Source organism: Pseudomonas sp. GW460-LB5, assembly GCF_059423245.1.
This window is the reverse complement of the sequence record NZ_JBWKXT010000090.1, coordinates 1-16,678: the sequence shown is the minus strand read 5'-3', so window position 1 is coordinate 16,678 and position 16,678 is coordinate 1. Positions and strand designations below refer to the sequence as shown.

16 protein-coding genes are annotated in these 16,678 nt (G+C 63.0%); 13 read left to right on the top strand and 3 right to left on the bottom strand.

Annotated features, from left to right (window positions below):
• The 13 genes from AC07XM_RS29540 to AC07XM_RS29480 form a co-directional block, all read left to right on the top strand.
• Positions 1 to 395, top strand: a 395-nt coding sequence (locus AC07XM_RS29540) for a hypothetical protein (RefSeq protein WP_218279313.1), incomplete at its 5' end; no start/stop codon positions are given.
• Between the two features lie 83 nt (positions 396 to 478).
• Positions 479 to 1,837: a benzoate 1,2-dioxygenase large subunit gene (gene benA, locus AC07XM_RS29535; RefSeq protein ID WP_016487229.1), complete on the top strand. Its 1,359-nt coding sequence runs from the start codon at positions 479 to 481 to the stop codon at positions 1,835 to 1,837.
• Positions 1,834 to 2,319 (top strand): benzoate 1,2-dioxygenase small subunit, encoded by a 486-nt coding sequence (gene benB, locus AC07XM_RS29530; RefSeq protein WP_016487228.1) that lies wholly within the window; start codon positions 1,834 to 1,836, stop codon positions 2,317 to 2,319. The genes benA and benB overlap by 4 nt, the downstream gene beginning before the upstream one ends.
• A 72-nt stretch (positions 2,320 to 2,391) precedes the next feature.
• Positions 2,392 to 3,402, top strand: a complete 1,011-nt coding sequence (benC, locus tag AC07XM_RS29525) for a benzoate 1,2-dioxygenase electron transfer component BenC (RefSeq protein ID WP_060517846.1) — start codon at positions 2,392 to 2,394, stop codon at positions 3,400 to 3,402.
• Between the two features lie 65 nt (positions 3,403 to 3,467).
• Positions 3,468 to 4,229, top strand: coding sequence for a 1,6-dihydroxycyclohexa-2,4-diene-1-carboxylate dehydrogenase (locus AC07XM_RS29520; protein ID WP_016487226.1), 762 nt, complete (start codon positions 3,468 to 3,470; stop codon positions 4,227 to 4,229).
• Positions 4,230 to 4,286: 57 nt separating this feature from the next.
• Positions 4,287 to 5,615, top strand: coding sequence for an MFS transporter (locus AC07XM_RS29515; RefSeq protein WP_016487225.1), 1,329 nt, complete (start codon positions 4,287 to 4,289; stop codon positions 5,613 to 5,615).
• 30 nt (positions 5,616 to 5,645) lie between these two features.
• Positions 5,646 to 6,560, top strand: a complete 915-nt coding sequence (catA, locus tag AC07XM_RS29510) for a catechol 1,2-dioxygenase (RefSeq protein WP_023048139.1) — start codon at positions 5,646 to 5,648, stop codon at positions 6,558 to 6,560.
• 160 nt (positions 6,561 to 6,720) lie between these two features.
• Positions 6,721 to 7,920, top strand: coding sequence for a benzoate/H(+) symporter BenE family transporter (locus AC07XM_RS29505; RefSeq protein ID WP_102690171.1), 1,200 nt, complete (start codon positions 6,721 to 6,723; stop codon positions 7,918 to 7,920).
• Positions 7,921 to 7,974: 54 nt separating this feature from the next.
• Positions 7,975 to 9,225, top strand: coding sequence for an OprD family porin (locus tag AC07XM_RS29500; RefSeq protein WP_102690172.1), 1,251 nt, complete (start codon positions 7,975 to 7,977; stop codon positions 9,223 to 9,225).
• Between the two features lie 212 nt (positions 9,226 to 9,437).
• Complete coding sequence (locus AC07XM_RS29495; protein WP_095115356.1) at positions 9,438 to 10,514, top strand: metal-dependent hydrolase; 1,077 nt, start codon at positions 9,438 to 9,440, stop codon at positions 10,512 to 10,514.
• Between the two features lie 3 nt (positions 10,515 to 10,517).
• Positions 10,518 to 11,210 carry a TraX family protein gene (locus AC07XM_RS29490; protein ID WP_102690173.1) on the top strand — a complete coding sequence of 231 codons (693 nt, stop codon included), beginning with the start codon at positions 10,518 to 10,520 and terminating at the stop codon, positions 11,208 to 11,210.
• Positions 11,211 to 11,345: 135 nt separating this feature from the next.
• Positions 11,346 to 12,257 carry a LysR family transcriptional regulator gene (locus AC07XM_RS29485; protein ID WP_023047413.1) on the top strand — a complete coding sequence of 304 codons (912 nt, stop codon included), beginning with the start codon at positions 11,346 to 11,348 and terminating at the stop codon, positions 12,255 to 12,257.
• A 169-nt stretch (positions 12,258 to 12,426) separates the two neighbouring features.
• Positions 12,427 to 12,639: a cold-shock protein gene (locus tag AC07XM_RS29480; RefSeq protein ID WP_102690174.1), complete on the top strand. Its 213-nt coding sequence runs from the start codon at positions 12,427 to 12,429 to the stop codon at positions 12,637 to 12,639.
• Between the two features lie 77 nt (positions 12,640 to 12,716).
• Here the strand turns inward: AC07XM_RS29480 and AC07XM_RS29475 are convergent, their stop codons facing one another.
• The 3 genes from AC07XM_RS29475 to AC07XM_RS29465 all read right to left on the bottom strand — a co-directional run bounded on the left by AC07XM_RS29475 (position 12,717) and on the right by AC07XM_RS29465 (position 16,581).
• Complete coding sequence (locus AC07XM_RS29475; RefSeq protein WP_102690175.1) at positions 12,717 to 13,844, bottom strand: alkene reductase; 1,128 nt, start codon at positions 13,842 to 13,844, stop codon at positions 12,717 to 12,719.
• A 133-nt stretch (positions 13,845 to 13,977) separates the two neighbouring features.
• Complete coding sequence (locus AC07XM_RS29470) at positions 13,978 to 14,988, bottom strand: aldo/keto reductase (RefSeq protein ID WP_102690176.1); 1,011 nt, start codon at positions 14,986 to 14,988, stop codon at positions 13,978 to 13,980.
• A 72-nt stretch (positions 14,989 to 15,060) separates the two neighbouring features.
• Positions 15,061 to 16,581 (bottom strand): FAD-dependent oxidoreductase, encoded by a 1,521-nt coding sequence (locus tag AC07XM_RS29465; protein ID WP_060517829.1) that lies wholly within the window; start codon positions 16,579 to 16,581, stop codon positions 15,061 to 15,063.
• Between the last annotated feature and the right edge of the window lie 97 nt (positions 16,582 to 16,678).

The window sequence follows — 16,678 nt, the reverse complement described above, 5'->3', positions numbered from 1 at the left end:
ATCTGCTTCATCAGGCGTCTCGGCGGTTGAGATCAGACATTCTGCCAAATCTGGAAGTCCTCTTCAGAGTTTCCCTAGGTCGTAATTACGGGAGCCAGTTGAACCGAATAATGACATCGGCGGATTGGACTGGTCCGCAGTTATTACTCGTGGAAGGTGCAACACAGAAACTGATCAGCAACTATGGAGAGAACTTGAAACGGGAAGCTGGTTTGACAGTCATCCAAGCTGCAGCACCCATCAGTTCGCAGGATCGACTAAGCGAGGCGATCGGCGTGCTCGTTCCGCTCTACGAAAAGATGAAACTAGCCAAAGATACTCCTAGTGCCATCAGCTGGCTCCATGATCCCGGACGTATGGTCCCAAAAGTACGAGATCCCGGCAGAACTGGATAGCACTCTGCACAATCCGGATAGTCCCCCGCCAGTCGTCTCCCTAACCTGACCAGGTCTTAACAATAACAATGGAGACCCTGGCCATGTCCCTGGGATTCGACTACCTCAATGCCATGCTCGAGGACGACCGTGAAAAGGGCATCTACCGCTGCAAGCGCGAGATGTTCACTGACCCACGCCTGTTCGACCTGGAAATGAAACACATCTTCGAGGGCAACTGGATTTATCTGGCCCACGAAAGCCAGATCCCCGAGAAGAACGACTTCCTCACCCTGACCATGGGGCGCCAGCCGATTTTCATCGCGCGCAACAAGGACGGTGAGCTCAATGCCTTCCTCAACGCCTGCAGCCACCGCGGCGCCATGCTGTGCCGGCACAAGCGCGGTAACCGCTCCAGCTACACCTGCCCGTTCCACGGCTGGACGTTCAACAACAGCGGCAAACTGCTGAAGGTGAAAGACCCGAGCAACGCCGGCTACCCCGACAGCTTCAACTGCGACGGCTCCCACGACCTGACCAAGGTGGCGCGCTTCGAGTCATACCGGGGCTTTTTGTTCGGCAGCCTGAATGCCGATGTGAAACCGCTGGTGGAGCACCTGGGCGAATCGGCCAAGATCATCGACATGATCGTTGACCAGTCGCCGGAAGGCCTGGAAGTGCTGCGCGGTGCCAGCTCGTACATCTACGAAGGCAACTGGAAACTCACTGCCGAGAACGGCGCCGACGGCTACCACGTCAGCTCCGTGCACTGGAACTACGCCGCTACCCAGAACCAGCGCAAGCAGCGCGAGGCGGGCGACGAGATCAAGACCATGAGCGCCGGTGCCTGGGCCAAGCAGGGCGGCGGCTTCTACTCCTTCGACCACGGCCACCTGCTGCTGTGGACCCGCTGGGCCAACCCGGAAGACCGCCCAGCCTATGAGCGCCGTGACCAACTGGCCGCTGACTTCGGCCAGGCGCGTGCCGACTGGATGATCGAGAACTCGCGCAACCTGTGCCTGTACCCGAACGTGTACCTGATGGACCAGTTCAGCTCGCAGATCCGCGTTGCCCGGCCGATTTCGGTGAACAAGACCGAAATCACCATCTACTGCATCGCGCCCAAAGGCGAGAGCGCCGATGCCCGCGCCAAGCGCATCCGCCAGTACGAAGACTTCTTCAACGTCAGCGGCATGGCCACCCCCGACGACCTGGAAGAGTTCCGCTCCTGCCAGACCGGCTACGGCGGTGGTACCGGCTGGAACGACATGTCCCGTGGTGCAGCCCACTGGGTGGACGGCGCCGATGAAGCGGCCAGGGAAATCGACCTCAAGCCGCTGTTGTCCGGCGTGCGCACCGAAGACGAAGGCCTGTTCGTGCTGCAGCACAAGTACTGGCAGGACACCATGATCCAGGCCCTGAAGGACGACCAGCAACTGATCCCCGTGGAGGCCGTGCAATGAGCCTTTATGAGACTGTGCGCGACTTCCTCTACCGCGAAGCGCGCTACCTGGACGACGCCCAGTGGGACCAGTGGCTGGAGCTGTACGCCAGCGACGCCAGCTTCTGGATGCCGAGTTGGGACGATGACGACACCCTCACCGAAGACCCACAAAGCGAAATCTCGCTGATCTGGTACGGCAACCGTGGCGGCCTGGAAGACCGTGTGTTCCGCATCAAGACCGAGCGCTCCAGTGCGACCGTGCCCGACACCCGCACTTCGCACAACATCAGCAACATCGAGATCGTCGAGCAGGGCGAGGGCAGCTGCCAGGTGCGTTTCAACTGGCACACCCTGAGCTTCCGCTACAAGACCACGGACAGCTACTTCGGCACCAGTTTCTACACCCTCGACCTGCGCGGCGAACAGCCGTTGATCAAGGCCAAGAAGGTGGTGCTGAAGAACGATTACGTGCGCCAGGTCCTCGACATCTACCACATCTGATACAGGGTTTTGCGAGCACTGCCCGGTGCGTCATGCGACGCGCCTTGGGCTGGCTCGCCTGCGAGGTGCAACATGAGCTACCAGATCGCATTGAATTTCGAAGACGGCGTAACCCGTTTCATCGAGGCTACTGGCCATGAAACCGTGGCTGACGCTGCCTACCGCCAGGGCATCAACATCCCGCTGGATTGCCGCGACGGCGCCTGCGGTACCTGCAAGTGCAAGGCCGAATCCGGCCGCTACGACCTGGGCGACAACTTCATCGAAGATGCCCTGAGCGAAGACGAAATTGCCGAAGGCTACGTACTGACGTGCCAGATGCGCGCCGAAAGTGACTGCGTTATCCGCATCCCGGCCTCGTCGCAGCTGTGCAAGACCGAGCAGGCCAGCTTCGAGGCTGCCATCAGCGACGTGCGCCAGCTGTCGGCCAGCACGATTGCCCTGTCGATCAAGGGTGACGCGCTAAGCCGCCTGGCCTTCCTGCCGGGGCAGTACGTCAACCTCAAGGTGCCGGGCAGCGAGCAGAGCCGCGCCTATTCGTTCAGTTCATTGCAAAAGGGCGGCGAAGTCAGCTTCCTGATCCGCAATGTACCGGGCGGGTTGATGAGCAGCTTCCTCACCAGCCTGGCCAAAACCGGCGACAGCATGAGCCTGACCGGGCCGCTGGGCAGCTTCTACCTGCGCCCGATCCTGCGCCCGCTGTTGCTGTTGGCCGGCGGTACCGGCCTGGCACCGTTCACCGCCATGCTGGAGAAGATCGCCGAGCAGGGCAGTGAACACCCGCTGCACCTGATCTATGGCGTAACCAACGACTTTGACCTGGTCGAACTCGACCGCCTGCAAGCGCTGGCGGCACGCATCCCCAACTTCACCTACAGCGCCTGCGTGGCCAATCCGGACAGCCAGTACCCGCAAAAGGGCTACGTGACCCAGCACATCGAGCCCCGCCACCTCAACGACGGCGACGTGGATGTGTACCTGTGCGGGCCGCCGCCGATGGTCGAGGCGGTCAGCCAGTACGTGCGCGAGCAGGGCATTACCCCGGCCAACTTCTACTACGAGAAGTTCGCGGCGGCGGCCTGACAGATCGCCGGGGCCGCGCTGCGGCCCTCCCAATTGCCATTAACCGGGTCATGCAGGAAAAACATATGAACAACAGATTCCAAGGCAAGGTCGCCCTGGTCACCGGTGCCGCCCAAGGCATCGGCCGGGGCGTGTGCTGGCGCCTCAAGGCCGAAGGCGCGCAAGTGGTGGCGGTAGACCGTTCCGAACTGGTCCACGAGCTGGCTGGCGAGGGCGTGCTCACCCTCACTGCCGACCTGGAACAACACACCGACTGCGCCCGGGTCATGGCCAGCGCGGTGGAAACCTTTGGCCGCATCGACATCCTGGTCAACAACGTCGGCGGCACCATCTGGGCCAAGCCTTTCGAGCACTACGAGGTCGAGCAGATCGAGGCCGAAGTGCGCCGTTCGCTGTTCCCCACCTTGTGGTGCTGCCATGCCGCGCTGCCCTACATGCTTGAACGCGGCAGCGGCGCCATCGTCAACGTTTCGTCCATCGCTACCCGTGGTGTCAACCGCGTGCCCTATGGCGCGGCCAAAGGCGGCGTCAATGCACTGACCGCGTGCCTGGCCTTTGAAACTGCTGGCCGTGGCATTCGTGTCAACGCCACCGCACCCGGCGGCACCGAAGCACCGCCGCGGCGGGTACCGCGCAACAGTGCAGAGCAGAGCGAGCAGGAAAAACACTGGTACCAGCAGATCGTCGACCAGACCCTCGACAGCAGCCTGATGCACCGTTACGGCAGCATCGACGAGCAAGTGGGCGCGATCCTGTTTCTGGCGTCGGACGAAGCCTCGTACATCACCGGCGTGACCCTGCCGGTAGGGGGCGGCGACCTCGGCTAAGCAGCAACCTCAAGGCAACAGCTTTCTTCCACAACAAAAACAAGAGCGACAGATGCCATGCGAACCCTTGACGTACACCCGATCATCGACAACGCGCGTTTCACCCCGTTTCACTGGATGGTCATGGCCTGGTGCGGCCTGCTGCTGATTTTCGACGGCTATGACTTGTTCATCTACGGCGTGGTACTGCCGGTGATCATGAAAGAGTGGGGCCTGACCCCGTTGCAGGCTGGTGCGCTGGGCAGCTACGCGCTGTTCGGCATGATGTTCGGCGCCCTGGCTTTCGGCAGCCTGGCCGACCGCATCGGGCGCAAGAAGGGCATTGCCATCTGTTTCGCCTTGTTCTCGGGGGCAACCATCCTCAATGGCTTCGCCAGCAGCCCGAGCGAGTTTGGCATCTACCGCTTCATTGCCGGCTTGGGCTGTGGCGGCCTGATGCCCAACGCCGTGGCATTGATGAACGAGTACGCACCCAAACGGCTGCGCAGCACGCTGGTGGCAATCATGTTCAGTGGCTATTCGCTGGGCGGCATGCTTTCGGCGGGCGTGGGCATCTTCATGTTGCCGCGCTTCGGTTGGGAGTCGATGTTCTTCGCGGCTGCAGTACCCCTGTTACTGTTGCCGGTGATCCTCTACTACCTGCCGGAATCCATCGGCTTCCTGGTGCGCCAGGGCCGCAACGATGAAGCGCGCAAGCTGCTCAAGCGGTTGGACCCAGGGTGCGATGTGCAGGCTGATGACGTATTGGAGGCGGCTGACCGCAAAGGCAGCGGGGCCTCGGTACTGGCGCTGTTCCGCAACGGCCTGGCCGTGCGCACCCTGGCGTTGTGGCTGGCGTTCTTCTGCTGCCTGTTGATGGTTTACGCACTCAGCTCCTGGTTGCCGAAACTGATGGCCAACGCTGGCTACAGCCTGGGTTCCAGCCTGTCGTTCCTGCTGGCGTTGAACTTCGGCGGCATGGCCGGGGCAATTCTCGGCGGCTGGCTGGGCGACCGCTACAACCTGGTCAAGGTCAAGGTGGCGTTCTTCATTGCCGCCGCACTGTCGATCAGCCTGCTGGGTGTCAACAGCCCGATGCCGGTGTTGTACCTGCTGATCTTCATTGCCGGCGCCACCACCATTGGAACGCAGATCCTGCTGTATGCCGGTGCCGCGCAAATGTATGGGCTGTCGGTGCGTTCCACGGGGCTTGGCTGGGCCTCGGGTATTGGCCGCAACGGCGCCATCGTCGGCCCCTTGCTGGGCGGTGCGCTGATGGGCATCAACCTGCCCCTGCAACTCAACTTCATCGCCTTCGCCATCCCTGGCGCCATTGCCGCGCTGGCCATGGCCGTGCACCTGGCCAGCGGCCGTCGGCAAGCCCAGGCCGTGGTGGCGCAGGCATGACCCGAAAATAACAAGATGAGGTAACCCAAAATGACCGTGAAAATTGCCCACACTGCCGAAGTGCAGCGGTTCTTCGAGGAGGCCGCGGGCATTGGCAACGATGAAGGCAGCCCACGCCTGAAACGTATCGTGCAACGCGTGCTGCAAGACACCGCACGGTTGATCGAAGACCTGGAAGTCAGCGAAGACGAGTTCTGGCATGCCGTCGACTACCTCAACCGCCTGGGCGGGCGCGGCGAGGCCGGGCTGCTGGTGGCGGGCCTGGGCATCGAGCACTTTCTCGACTTGTTGCAGGATGCCAAGGACGAACAGGCAGGGTTTACCGGCGGTACACCCCGCACCATCGAAGGCCCGCTGTATGTTGCAGGCGCGCCCATCGCTCACGGTGAAGTGCGCATGGACGACGGCAGTGAAGACGGCGTGGCCACGGTGATGTATCTGCAAGGCCAGGTATTCGACCCCCAAGGGCAACCGCTGGCGGGTGCCACCGTCGACCTGTGGCATGCCAATACCCGTGGAACCTATTCGTTCTTCGACCAGAGCCAGTCCGCCTACAACCTGCGCCGTCGCATTGTCACCGACGCAGAAGGGCGTTACCGCGCTCGCTCCATCGTGCCGTCGGGGTACGGATGCGACCCGCAGGGGCCAACCCAGGAATGCCTGGACCTGCTGGGCCGCCATGGCCAGCGCCCGGCGCACGTGCATTTCTTTATCTCGGCAGCTGGGCATCGCCACCTGACCACGCAGATCAACCTCTCCGGGGACAAATACCTGTGGGATGACTTTGCCTATGCCACGCGGGATGGGCTGGTGGGGGAGGTGGTGTTCGTCGATGGCCCGGCGGGGCGGCATGCGCAGCTGAAGTTCGACTTCCAGTTGCAGCAGGCCCAGGGCAGTGCGAATGAGCAGCGCAGCAGCCGGCCGCGGGCTTTGCAAGAGGCCTGATACACCGAGTTGGCTTCTTCGCGGGCTTGCCCGCTCCCACAGGGGGCGCGGGAACCCGGGGCAGTGCACTGGACCTGTGGGAGCGGGCAAGCCCGCGAAGAAGCCAACACCAGAACAAGAGCCAGCCACAAAGGCCGGCCGACGCCTTGCGAGATGCTTCATGAAAACCCTGATCAAGGACAGTTCGCTGTCCGCCATCGTCGCGGGCTGCATCGCCACGATGATCTCTTACGCCGGCCCGCTGGTGATCATTTTCCACGCCGCCGAAGCTGCCGGGCTGTCCCACAAGCAGTTGTCATCCTGGGTCTGGGCCGTGTCCATGGGCAGTGCTGTGCTCGGTGCGCTGCTCAGCCTGCGCTACCGCGTGCCGGTAGTGATCGCCTGGTCGATCCCGGGCTCAGCGCTGCTGGTCACCGCGTTGCCGCAACTCGGCCTGAAACAGGCCGTAGGTGCCTACCTGGTGGCCAACCTGGTGCTGCTGCTGATCGGCCTCAGCGGTACCTTCGATCGCATCATCGCGCGCCTGCCGGGGTCCATCGCGGCGGGTATGCAGGCCGGCATCCTGTTCAGTTTCGGTATCGAAGTGTTCCGCGCCTTGCCCGTGCAGCCGTTGCTGGTAATGGCGATGTTCGTCACTTATGTGCTGATGCGCCGGCTACAGCCCCGTTATGCGGTGGCTGCGGTGCTGTGCGTGGGCACCCTGGTGACGGTGGCCAGCGGTGCGTTTCGCAGCGAGGCGCTGGTGCTGGAGTTGGCTTCACCGCAGTGGATCACACCGCAGTTCAGCCTTCCGGCGGTGTTCAGCCTGGCGTTGCCGATGGTGCTGGTGGCGCTGACCGGGCAGTTCATGCCGGGCATGGCGGTGCTGCGCAATGCGGGTTACCCCACACCGGCCAGCCCGTTGATCAGTGCCAGTGCCCTGGCCGGTATCGTGCTGGCGCCATTCGGCTGCCACGGGCTGAACCTGGCGGCGGTTACCGCCAGCCTGTGCACAGGCCATGAAGCCCATGAAAACCCACGGCGGCGCTATGTGGCGGCTGTTGCTGGCAGCACCCTGTACCTGCTGCTGGGCATCGCCGGCGCCACGTTGATGTCGCTGTTCACAGCCTTTCCCTCGGCGCTGATCGCTGCGCTGGCCGGGCTGGCCCTGTATGGCGCCATCAGCGAAGCCCTGGCCCGCAGCCTGGCAGAGCCGGCCGAGCGGGATGCGGGATTGTTCACTTTCCTGGTCACGGCTTCGGGGGTGGCATTCCTTGGCCTGTCGGCGGCGTTCTGGGGGCTGCTGTTTGGCCTGCTGGCCCACGCGCTGCTCAGGCTGCGCCAGCCACGTGCACGGGAGGTGCTGCGCCGCACCCCATGAGCTGCCGTGTTCCCAACGCTTTATCCATAAAAACAAGATCAAGAGAGCTTCGGAATGAAACACACCCCTTGCGTTGCCTTGGGCCTGACTTTGCTCAGCCAACCATTGCTGGCCGCCGACGGCGGTTTCTTCGAAGATTCGAAGGCTACCCTGAGTGCCCGCAACTACTACTTCAGCCGCGATTTCTCCGATATTGTCGGGGCCAACAAGCAGTCCAAGGCCGAGGAGTGGGCCCAGGGCTTCATCCTCGACTTCAAAAGCGGCTACACACCGGGTACGGTCGGCTTTGGCGTCGATGCACTGGGCCTGCTGGGCATCAAGCTGGACAGTAGCCCGGACCGCGCCAACACCGGCCTGCTGCCGGTGCATGGCGACGGCCGTGCTGCCGACGAGTACAGCCGCCTGGCGCCCACCTTCAAGGCCCGCCTGTCGAAGACCGAACTGCGCGTGGGCGAACTGCAACCCAACCTTCCGGTACTGACCTTCAGCGACATCCGCCTGCTGCCGCCGACCTATCAGGGCGCCAGCTTGAGTTCGTCGGACATCGACGGGCTGACCGTGCAGGCCGGGCACCTGAAAAGCACCCACCTGCGCAACGAAGGTGGCGACGGCAAGATGAACGCGATGCTTGGCCATGTGCCGATGCGTCAGGCCCAGAGCGATGCCTTCAACTATGTGGGCGGGGATTATGCGTTCAATGCCAACCAGAGCAGCGTCAGCCTGTGGTACGGGCAATTGGAGGACATCTACGAACAGGGATTTGTCGGCCTCAAGCACAGCAAGCCTGTGGGCGACTGGGTGCTCAGTGCCAATCTGGGCTACTTCACCGCGCGTGAGGATGGCGATGCCTTGCTGGGCAACATCGACAACCAGGCGTTCTTCTCGATGTTCACCGCCCGACATGGTGGGCACAGTTTCCATGCAGGCTACCAGGGCATCTATGGCGACAGCCCGTTCCCACGGGTGTTCGCCAACATTTCGCCGCTGGGTAACGAGGTGCCGACCTATGAATTCGCTTACACAGACGAGCGTTCGTACCAGGTGCGTTACGACTACAACTTCGCCGCCATGGGGGTGCCGGGGCTGACAGCGACCGTACGCTACATCACCGGTAACAATGTTGATACCGGGCTGGGCTATGAAGGCCGTGATCGTGAGCGCGATCTGGATATCGGTTATGCAGTGCAGAGCGGGATGCTGAAGGGGCTGGGGATTCGGGTGCGCAATGCCATGGCACGCTCCAACTACCGCAGTGATATCGATGAAAATCGTTTGACGCTGGTGTACACCTGGCAGCTGTTCTGACAGGCGTACACAAAATGTCGAGCATTTCGCAGATCGCTATAGGAGCGGCCTTGTGTCGCGATGGCTGCACAGCAGCCCCATATCCCTTGTGGTTCGAGACAGCCGGGGCTGCTGCGCAGCCCATCGCGACACAGGGCCGCTCCTACACGGGAATTGCGTATCGGCATAGGTTGAGGGTAGCTTTCAGAAACCACTTTTCAGGGATGCTACCCTTGGACTCCATCACCCAAGCTGTACTCGGCGCGGCGCTGCAAGGTACCCTCCTAGGGCGCATCCAGGGCCGTCGCTCGCTGCTGTATGGCGCAGCACTGGGTACGCTGCCGGACCTGGATGTGATCATCCGCTACGCCGACCCGGTGTCGCAGATGACTTACCATCGCGGCTTCTCGCACTCGTTGTTCGTGCTCACCGGGCTGGCCCTGCTGCTGGCCTGGTTAGTCAACAAATGCTGGCCCGGCAAGGGGTACACGTTACCCAGGCTGTTCCTCGCCTTCTGGCTGGTACTTGTCACCCACCCGTTGCTGGATGCCTTCACGGTATATGGCACGCAACTGTTCTGGCCACTGCAGCCTATCCCCCAAAGCTGGGCCGCTGTGTTCATCATCGATCCGGTCTATACCTTGCCGCTGCTGGCGGCGGTCATCTACGCAAGCTTCAAGGGCGTTACCGGCAGGGCTACACGCTTGCTGACCCTGTCACTGGTGTTCAGTACCGCCTACCTGGGCTTCGGCCTTGCCGGGCGCATGGCAGCCGAGCAACGCTTCCAGGCGGCACTGGACCAGCAAGGTATCGTCGTGAGCGAGGTACGCGCCGTGCCCATCGCATTCAACAGCCTGGTCTGGCGCGTAATGGCCAAGACCCAGGATGGCGATTACTACGAAGGCATCAGCAGCAGCTTCGACCGGCAAGCGCCAGAAATGCAGCGCTTGCCGCGCAACCTGGAACTGGCAAAAGCGCTGGCAGGCGACCCTTTGCATCAACGCTTGCGCTGGTTCACCGGCGACTGGCTGCGGTACGACCAGATAGGCAATGCGTTGGTGGTCACCGACCTGCGCATGGGCATCCCGGGCAACTACACCTTCCGTTTCAACATGGCCCACCGCGACAACCAGGGCAACTGGATTGCCGATGTGCCTTCGGTGTGGGAGGGTGCCGGGCCTGGGGCAATGTTCAACAGCCACGACCTGGCGCTGATCTGGCGTCGTATCGTCGACCAGCAGCCGCCTTTGCCGCTGGAGGCCTGGACCGACCGGTACCTGGGGGCAGGCGCGGTCGAACGCGGGCGCTGAGGCATGCGTTCGGCCGGGCTGGACCTGGTCAAATGGACAGCGATGCTGACCATGCTCACCGACCACCTGCGCTTCATATGGCCTGAGGCCGATGGCTTGTTCGTGATTGGCCGGCTGGCGTTTCCGCTGTTTTGCCTGGCCATTGCGGTGAATGTGGGGCGTGCCAGGGCAAAGGTGCTCCATACCCGCGCCAACCTACGCTACCTGTCGCTGATGCTGCTGTTCGCGGTGCTCTCGGAGCCCGCCTATCGCTGGCTGGACAGTGGTTCACAGACGTTCAGTGTAATGCCGACACTGGTACTGGGGTTGCTGGTTGCCTGGGGTGTGCAGTACCCACTGTGGCCGGCGCGCGTACTTGGCCTTGCGGGCCTGCTGGCAGGGTGGTTGTTCAGCGAGCAATTGATGTACGGGCTGCCGGGGGTGTTGCTACCTGGCGCCTGGCTGATGGCACGCAGGCAGGGTGGGCTAGCCTGGTTGCTGCCTTGCCTGATGGCCATTGGCGGCAACCTGACCAACACCTGGTTGCGCGATCATCTTCTGGCGCCCATTACCCTGCTGACGCTGGCTGCCGCTGCGCTGGCAGTTCCTGTCGGGTGGCTGTTGTTGCGTCATGATGCCTGGCGGATACCTGCCGTAGGGCGTTGGGGCTACCTGTTCTATCCCGTGCACCTGCTGGTGATCAAAAGCTTGTCTTGAGGCTTAGCGTTCCTGGCGGATAACACCTGCGCTGTACCTGGGGCGCGGCCGCTCGCCAAGCGCTGCAGCGTCGCCGCTTGCAATTCCCAGATCCATACCCATCTAAACCGGCCGCACCACACTCAGGAACCTGTCATGGAACCCAACCGCTTCGGCGATATTGCCGCCTTCGTCAGCGCCGCGAAGGCCGGCAGCTTCACTGCCGCCGCTGCCAGCCTGGGCCTGACCCGGTCGGCGGTAGGCAAGAGCATTGCTCGCCTGGAGGCCCGCATGGCGGTGCGTTTGCTCAATCGCACCACGCGCAAGCTGAGCCTGACCGACGAGGGCCTGGTGGCATTCGAACGCTGGCGGCAGATACTGGATGACCTGGACGAGGTGGAAAGCGCCATGGCCCAGCGCCGCGGTAAGCCTACAGGCACCTTGCGCCTGACTGCGCCGCTGTCGCTCGGCCAGCGCCATGTGCTGCCGGTGCTGGACCAGTACCTCAAGCAATGGCCGGAACTGCGCGCAGACATCCGCTTCACAGACCGCTTCGTCGACCTGGTCGAGGAGGGCGTAGACGTTGCGGTGCGCATTGGCGCACCCAAGGAAGACTCGCAGCTGTTGACCCGCACGGTGGCCTGGCAGCAGTTCGTCACCTGCGCTTCGCCCGCGTACCTCGAAGCGCGAGGCGTTCCCTTGGTGCCTGCCGACCTTTATGGCCACGACAAGATCGCCTTCCTCGCGGGCGAGAAAGCCATGCCTTGGCGCTTTGACACTGAAGCAGGCCTGCACCTGTGCGAAGACCCTGGGCGGTTGAACATCGACAGCTCGGAGGCGATGCTCGACGGCGCCCGGGCCGGCTTCGGGCTGATTCACCTGCCCACCTACATCACCGGTGACGACCTGCGCGCCGGCACCCTGGTCGAAGTCCTGCACGCCTACCGGCCACCGGCGGACCCGATTCGTATCGTGTACCCGAGCAAGCGCCACCTGTCCCCTCGGGTACGCGGTTTCATTGACTTGTTGGTCGCCAGCTGGGAATCGGGCGGGCCCTGGGAGCACTGACCTGGTGTAGTGTGCGTGTGTTTTCAGCGACTATTTTTGCGTACTGATAAAAGTGTGAGTGGCCAGTTGGCTTCAGATCGCCCAAGATGGAGCGTGAAGATGCCAGTCGATCGACTGGCGGCTCAACCATCCCGGTAAACGCACCAGCCAGCATTCGAGGGTTTAGAGTATGTCCAACAGACAAAACGGAACGGTCAAGTGGTTCAACGATGAGAAGGGGTTCGGCTTCATCACTCCCGAGGGCGGTGGCGACGACCTTTTCGTCCACTTCAAAGCCATTGAATCGGACGGCTTCAAGTCGCTGAAAGAGGGCCAGAAGGTGTCTTTTGTTGCCGAGAAGGGACAGAAGGGCATGCAGGCTGCGCAAGTGCGCGCCGAGTAAGTTGCCCGAGTGTCCGGTACGCCCAGGCGTGCCCGGCCGCAGGAAGACGGAGCCCGTGGAGGGCTCCGTTTTTCGTATTATCGGTAAGCGCAACCTTCGCCAGCGCCCATGGCCTGGTGCAGAAACGGATAATCTGTATAGCCTTCGGGCCCATTGGCATAGTCGAACTGTGCCCGATGTTCGTTCAGAGGCGCTTGCGCCCGCAGCCGCTCTACCAGGTCCGGGTTGGCAATGTAGCTGCGCCCGAACGCTACGGCATCGATCAAACCACGCCCAATCAAGTCTTCGCCTTTCTCGGCGGTGTAGGCACCCGCAGCAATGATAACGCCCGGATAGGCAGCGCGGATCGCCTGGCGGAACTCGTCACGCAGCGGCTTACCACCGGCCCAGTCCGGCTCGGAGAGGTGCAGGTAGGCGAGGTTGCGCTTGGCCAGTTCCCGGATCAGGTATAGCCCTGCGGCCTCTTGGTCTTCGCCATTGTCCACGCCATTGAACCCGCCCAGCGGGAACACGCGGATACCCACGCGCTCGGCGCTCCAGTTGGCAATCGCCGCGTCCACCGCTTCAAGCACGATGCGCGCCCTGTTTTCGATGCTACCGCCGTAGCGGTCCTCGCGCTGGTTGGCGCTCGGGGTAAGGAACTGGTGTAGCAAGTAGCCGTGGGCAGCATGCAGTTCGATGAAGTCGAAGCCGGCTTCGCGGGCGTTGACCGCTGCCTGGCCGAAGTCGGCCACGATGCCAGCGATTTCGTTCTCGCTCAGTGCACGCGGTGCGGAGGTTTCAACGCGTACCAGGTTGCCTTGCTCGTCGCGCAGGGTGGTGCGGGCGTCGGCCGGTAGCGCCGAGGGTGCAACAGGCGCTTCGCCACCGGGTTGCAACGAGGTATGCGATACCCGGCCGGTGTGCCACACCTGCACGGCGCTGTGCCCGCCTTCGGCGTGAATGCCTGCGTTGATGTGCCTCCAGGCGGCGATCTGCTCGGTACTGTGAATGCCGGGCGAGCCGGAATAGCCTTTGGCCTGGAAGGAGATCTGGGTGGCTTCGGTGATGATCAGCCCGGCGCTGGCACGCTGGCGATAATACTCAGCCATCATGGTGGTTGGCACATCACCCGGCTCAAGGCTGCGCAAACGGGTGAGGGGTGCCATGAACACACGATTGGCCAAGGTGAGCGGGCCGACTTGCAGGGGTTGGAAGAGTCTCATTGCAGCTCCAGAGGTGAAAACCAATGGTGCGCACGATACCGGGATGATTGGGGAAAGGGGGGACCGGAAGCCCGGCGCAGGGCTCCCCAATGGTGTTGTCAGTACCGGCCTCTTCGCGGGTACAAGCGGGCGATCAGCTACGGGCCAGCCGCCCGCTTACATAGTGCGCCACATCATTGAACCCCGGCGTGGACGCATGCCCCGGCGTCACCAGCGAATCGATGAACGCTTCGTCCTCTGCCGTGATCTTCACCGCCAACGCACCACCATAGGTATCCCACTGCTCCTCGGTACGCGGCCCGACAATCGCCGAGCTCACCAATTGGTTGTTCAGCACCCAGGCGATGGCAAATTCGACAATCCCCACGCCCTTGGCCGCTACATAGGCCTGAAGCTGCCGAGCGATGGCCAGCGACTCCTGGCGCCACTCCACCTCCATGATGCGTTTGTCCTGGCGGCCGGCGCGGCTGCCTGCATCGGGCACAGCACCCGGTGCATACTTGCCACTGAGTACGCCCCGGGCCAAGGGGCTGAATGGCACCACGCCCAGCCCGTGTGCGGCGGCTGCAGCCAGCTGCTCTGGCTCGGCCTGGCGGTTGACGATGTTGTACAGCGGCTGGCTTACCACGGGCTTCGGCACACCCAGTCGCTCGGCAATGTGGCAGACCTCGGCAATGCGCCAGCCACGGAAGTTGGACACCCCCCAGTAGCGGATCTTGCCTTGGCGCAGCAGGTCGCCCATCGCCTGTACGGTCTCTTCCAGTGGCACCTTGTGGTCTTCGCGGTGCAGGTAGTAGATGTCCAGATAGTCCATGCCCATGCGCGTCAGCGTGGCTTCCAGCGCGTTGAAGATGTGCTTGCGTGACAGGCCGCTGCGGTTTGGCAGGCCCTCGGCCGGGCCGAAACCGACCTTGCTGGCGACGATCCAGTCATGGCGATGGCGCGCCACTGCTTCACCGACGATCTCTTCCGAACGCCCGGCGTTGTACACGTCGGCGGTGTCGATGAAGTTGATGCCCTGGCCCCAGGCCTTGTCGATGATACGCAGGGCGTCTTCGGTGCTGGTCTGCTCGCCGAACATCATGCTGCCCAGGGTAAGGGCGGAAACCTGCAGGCCACTGTGGCCGAGGGGGCGGTAGATCATGCGCGTGAGTCCTTTTGCAGTCGGCTGATCCCGCTGTTTTACACACATCCGCCGGGCATTGAAAGGCAGCATTCAGCCGATCAGCGCTAACGCCTCCTGCAGGCTCAACGGGCGCTTCAGGCGCTGCGAAAGCGTCGCCATGGCATCGGAATACCCTTGGGCGATAACCGCCTCGACCCTGTCATCCACACACTGCAAGGCAATGAAATCGCCTTGTTCCGGCCCACCGACGAACTCGATCCGGTTCCACTCCCGCGCATGGCCGAGCACTTCATAGGTACGACCGTGCTGGTAGGTCCAGAAGAAGGGTACATCGGCGTAGCGGCGCTGCTCGCCGAGCATGTTTGCGGCGGCGATCACCCCGTGTTGCTGGGCCAGGCGCCAGTGTTCGATGCGCACCGGGCGCCCCGAGAGCGGGAACGTGGCGATGTCACCGGCGGCCCACAAACCGTCGGCGGCGCGCAGTTCGGCATCGACCCGCAACGACTTGTCCTCGCTCAGCGGCACGCCCTGAAGGAAGGCGGTGGCCGGTTGCACGCCGGTGCCAAGCAATACCACTGGCGTTTGCAAGCGTTCACCGTTGGCCAACAGCACCGCCTCGATTTTGTCCCGGCCTTCGAACCGCTGGACCTGCGTGGGGCCATGGAAGGTGACGCCTCTGCGCTCATGCAGTTCGCGGATGCTGCGCCCGATGCGATCGCCTAGCTGCTTGGCAAGCGGGACCTCGTGGCGAGTCACTACATGCACCTGCACGCCGTACTCGTGCAGGGCCGAGGCCGCCTCCAGGCCGATGAAGCCATCCCCTACGATCACCGCCGGCTGGCCGGGCTCAGCTGCATCGAGCACCTGTGCGGCATCCTCCCGCGAGCGCAAGGTAAACACGCCCGGCAAGTCGACGCCGGGGATGTCGGGGCGCAGTGCCTTGCCGCCGCTGGCCAGCAGGCAGGCGTCGTAAGTGATTTGCTGGCCGTCGGCCATCATCAGTTGGCGTTTCTGGCTGTTCAAGCTGCGCACCTTACCGTGCTTACGCTCCAGCTGGCCCTTGCGCAGGGCGTCAGCTTCGAGCAACGCTGGCACTTCATCGGGCGCCATCTGCCCGGCAATCACGAATTTGCTCAGCGCGGTACGGTCGTAGGCCGGCTGGCGTTCCTGATCGATCCACAGCAACCGGCCAGCGAAGCCATGGGCCAGCAGAGTGGCAACTGCGGCGCTGCCGGCGGCACCGGCACCTATCACAACGAAGCAGCGGGCGTCGCTGTGCCTGGGTGGGTCGATGACGGGCAGCGGTTGGTCATCGACCCAGACTGCATCGTCCTTCACCCAAGCCTTGTAGCGGCGCAGGTCAGCCAGCGCAGGGGGTTCGCAGACCACCCCGTCATCGACGGCGAATGCAGCCTTGTGCCAAGGGCAGACCAGCAGGCCGCCGCAGACTACGCCTTCGTCAAGCGGGGCACCTGCGTGGGGGCAGTTGCCCTGATAGGCATGAACCTGATTGCCCTGGCGGATGAGGATGAGCTCTTCATTGCCGGCCTGGACGCGCAAGGGGCGGTGTTCGTCGAGTTGGGCCAGGCTGGCCACGGCGTGCTGGGTCATGGGGTTCTCCAAAGGGGCCTTTGGAACCATTTGACGCTTGGGGTGGGGAGGGGATGCGTTGATCTGACGACCGGCAGAGCCGGGCTTGGGGGGGGGG

What these genes read in the sequence shown, in the direction of transcription:
- AC07XM_RS29465 (WP_060517829.1), bottom strand. Translation starts at nt 16,581, where the DNA reads ATGACCCAGCACGCCGTGGCCAGCCTGGCCCAACTCGACGAACACCGC.
- benB (WP_016487228.1), top strand. Translation starts at nt 1,834, where the DNA reads ATGAGCCTTTATGAGACTGTGCGCGACTTCCTCTACCGCGAAGCGCGC.
- AC07XM_RS29520 (WP_016487226.1), top strand. Translation starts at nt 3,468, where the DNA reads ATGAACAACAGATTCCAAGGCAAGGTCGCCCTGGTCACCGGTGCCGCC.
- AC07XM_RS29485 (WP_023047413.1), top strand. Translation starts at nt 11,346, where the DNA reads ATGGAACCCAACCGCTTCGGCGATATTGCCGCCTTCGTCAGCGCCGCG.
- AC07XM_RS29470 (WP_102690176.1), bottom strand. Translation starts at nt 14,988, where the DNA reads ATGATCTACCGCCCCCTCGGCCACAGTGGCCTGCAGGTTTCCGCCCTT.
- AC07XM_RS29490 (WP_102690173.1), top strand. Translation starts at nt 10,518, where the DNA reads ATGCGTTCGGCCGGGCTGGACCTGGTCAAATGGACAGCGATGCTGACC.
- AC07XM_RS29515 (WP_016487225.1), top strand. Translation starts at nt 4,287, where the DNA reads ATGCGAACCCTTGACGTACACCCGATCATCGACAACGCGCGTTTCACC.
- AC07XM_RS29500 (WP_102690172.1), top strand. Translation starts at nt 7,975, where the DNA reads ATGAAACACACCCCTTGCGTTGCCTTGGGCCTGACTTTGCTCAGCCAA.
- AC07XM_RS29475 (WP_102690175.1), bottom strand. Translation starts at nt 13,844, where the DNA reads ATGAGACTCTTCCAACCCCTGCAAGTCGGCCCGCTCACCTTGGCCAAT.
- catA (WP_023048139.1), top strand. Translation starts at nt 5,646, where the DNA reads ATGACCGTGAAAATTGCCCACACTGCCGAAGTGCAGCGGTTCTTCGAG.
- benA (WP_016487229.1), top strand. Translation starts at nt 479, where the DNA reads ATGTCCCTGGGATTCGACTACCTCAATGCCATGCTCGAGGACGACCGT.
- AC07XM_RS29505 (WP_102690171.1), top strand. Translation starts at nt 6,721, where the DNA reads ATGAAAACCCTGATCAAGGACAGTTCGCTGTCCGCCATCGTCGCGGGC.
- benC (WP_060517846.1), top strand. Translation starts at nt 2,392, where the DNA reads ATGAGCTACCAGATCGCATTGAATTTCGAAGACGGCGTAACCCGTTTC.
- AC07XM_RS29480 (WP_102690174.1), top strand. Translation starts at nt 12,427, where the DNA reads ATGTCCAACAGACAAAACGGAACGGTCAAGTGGTTCAACGATGAGAAG.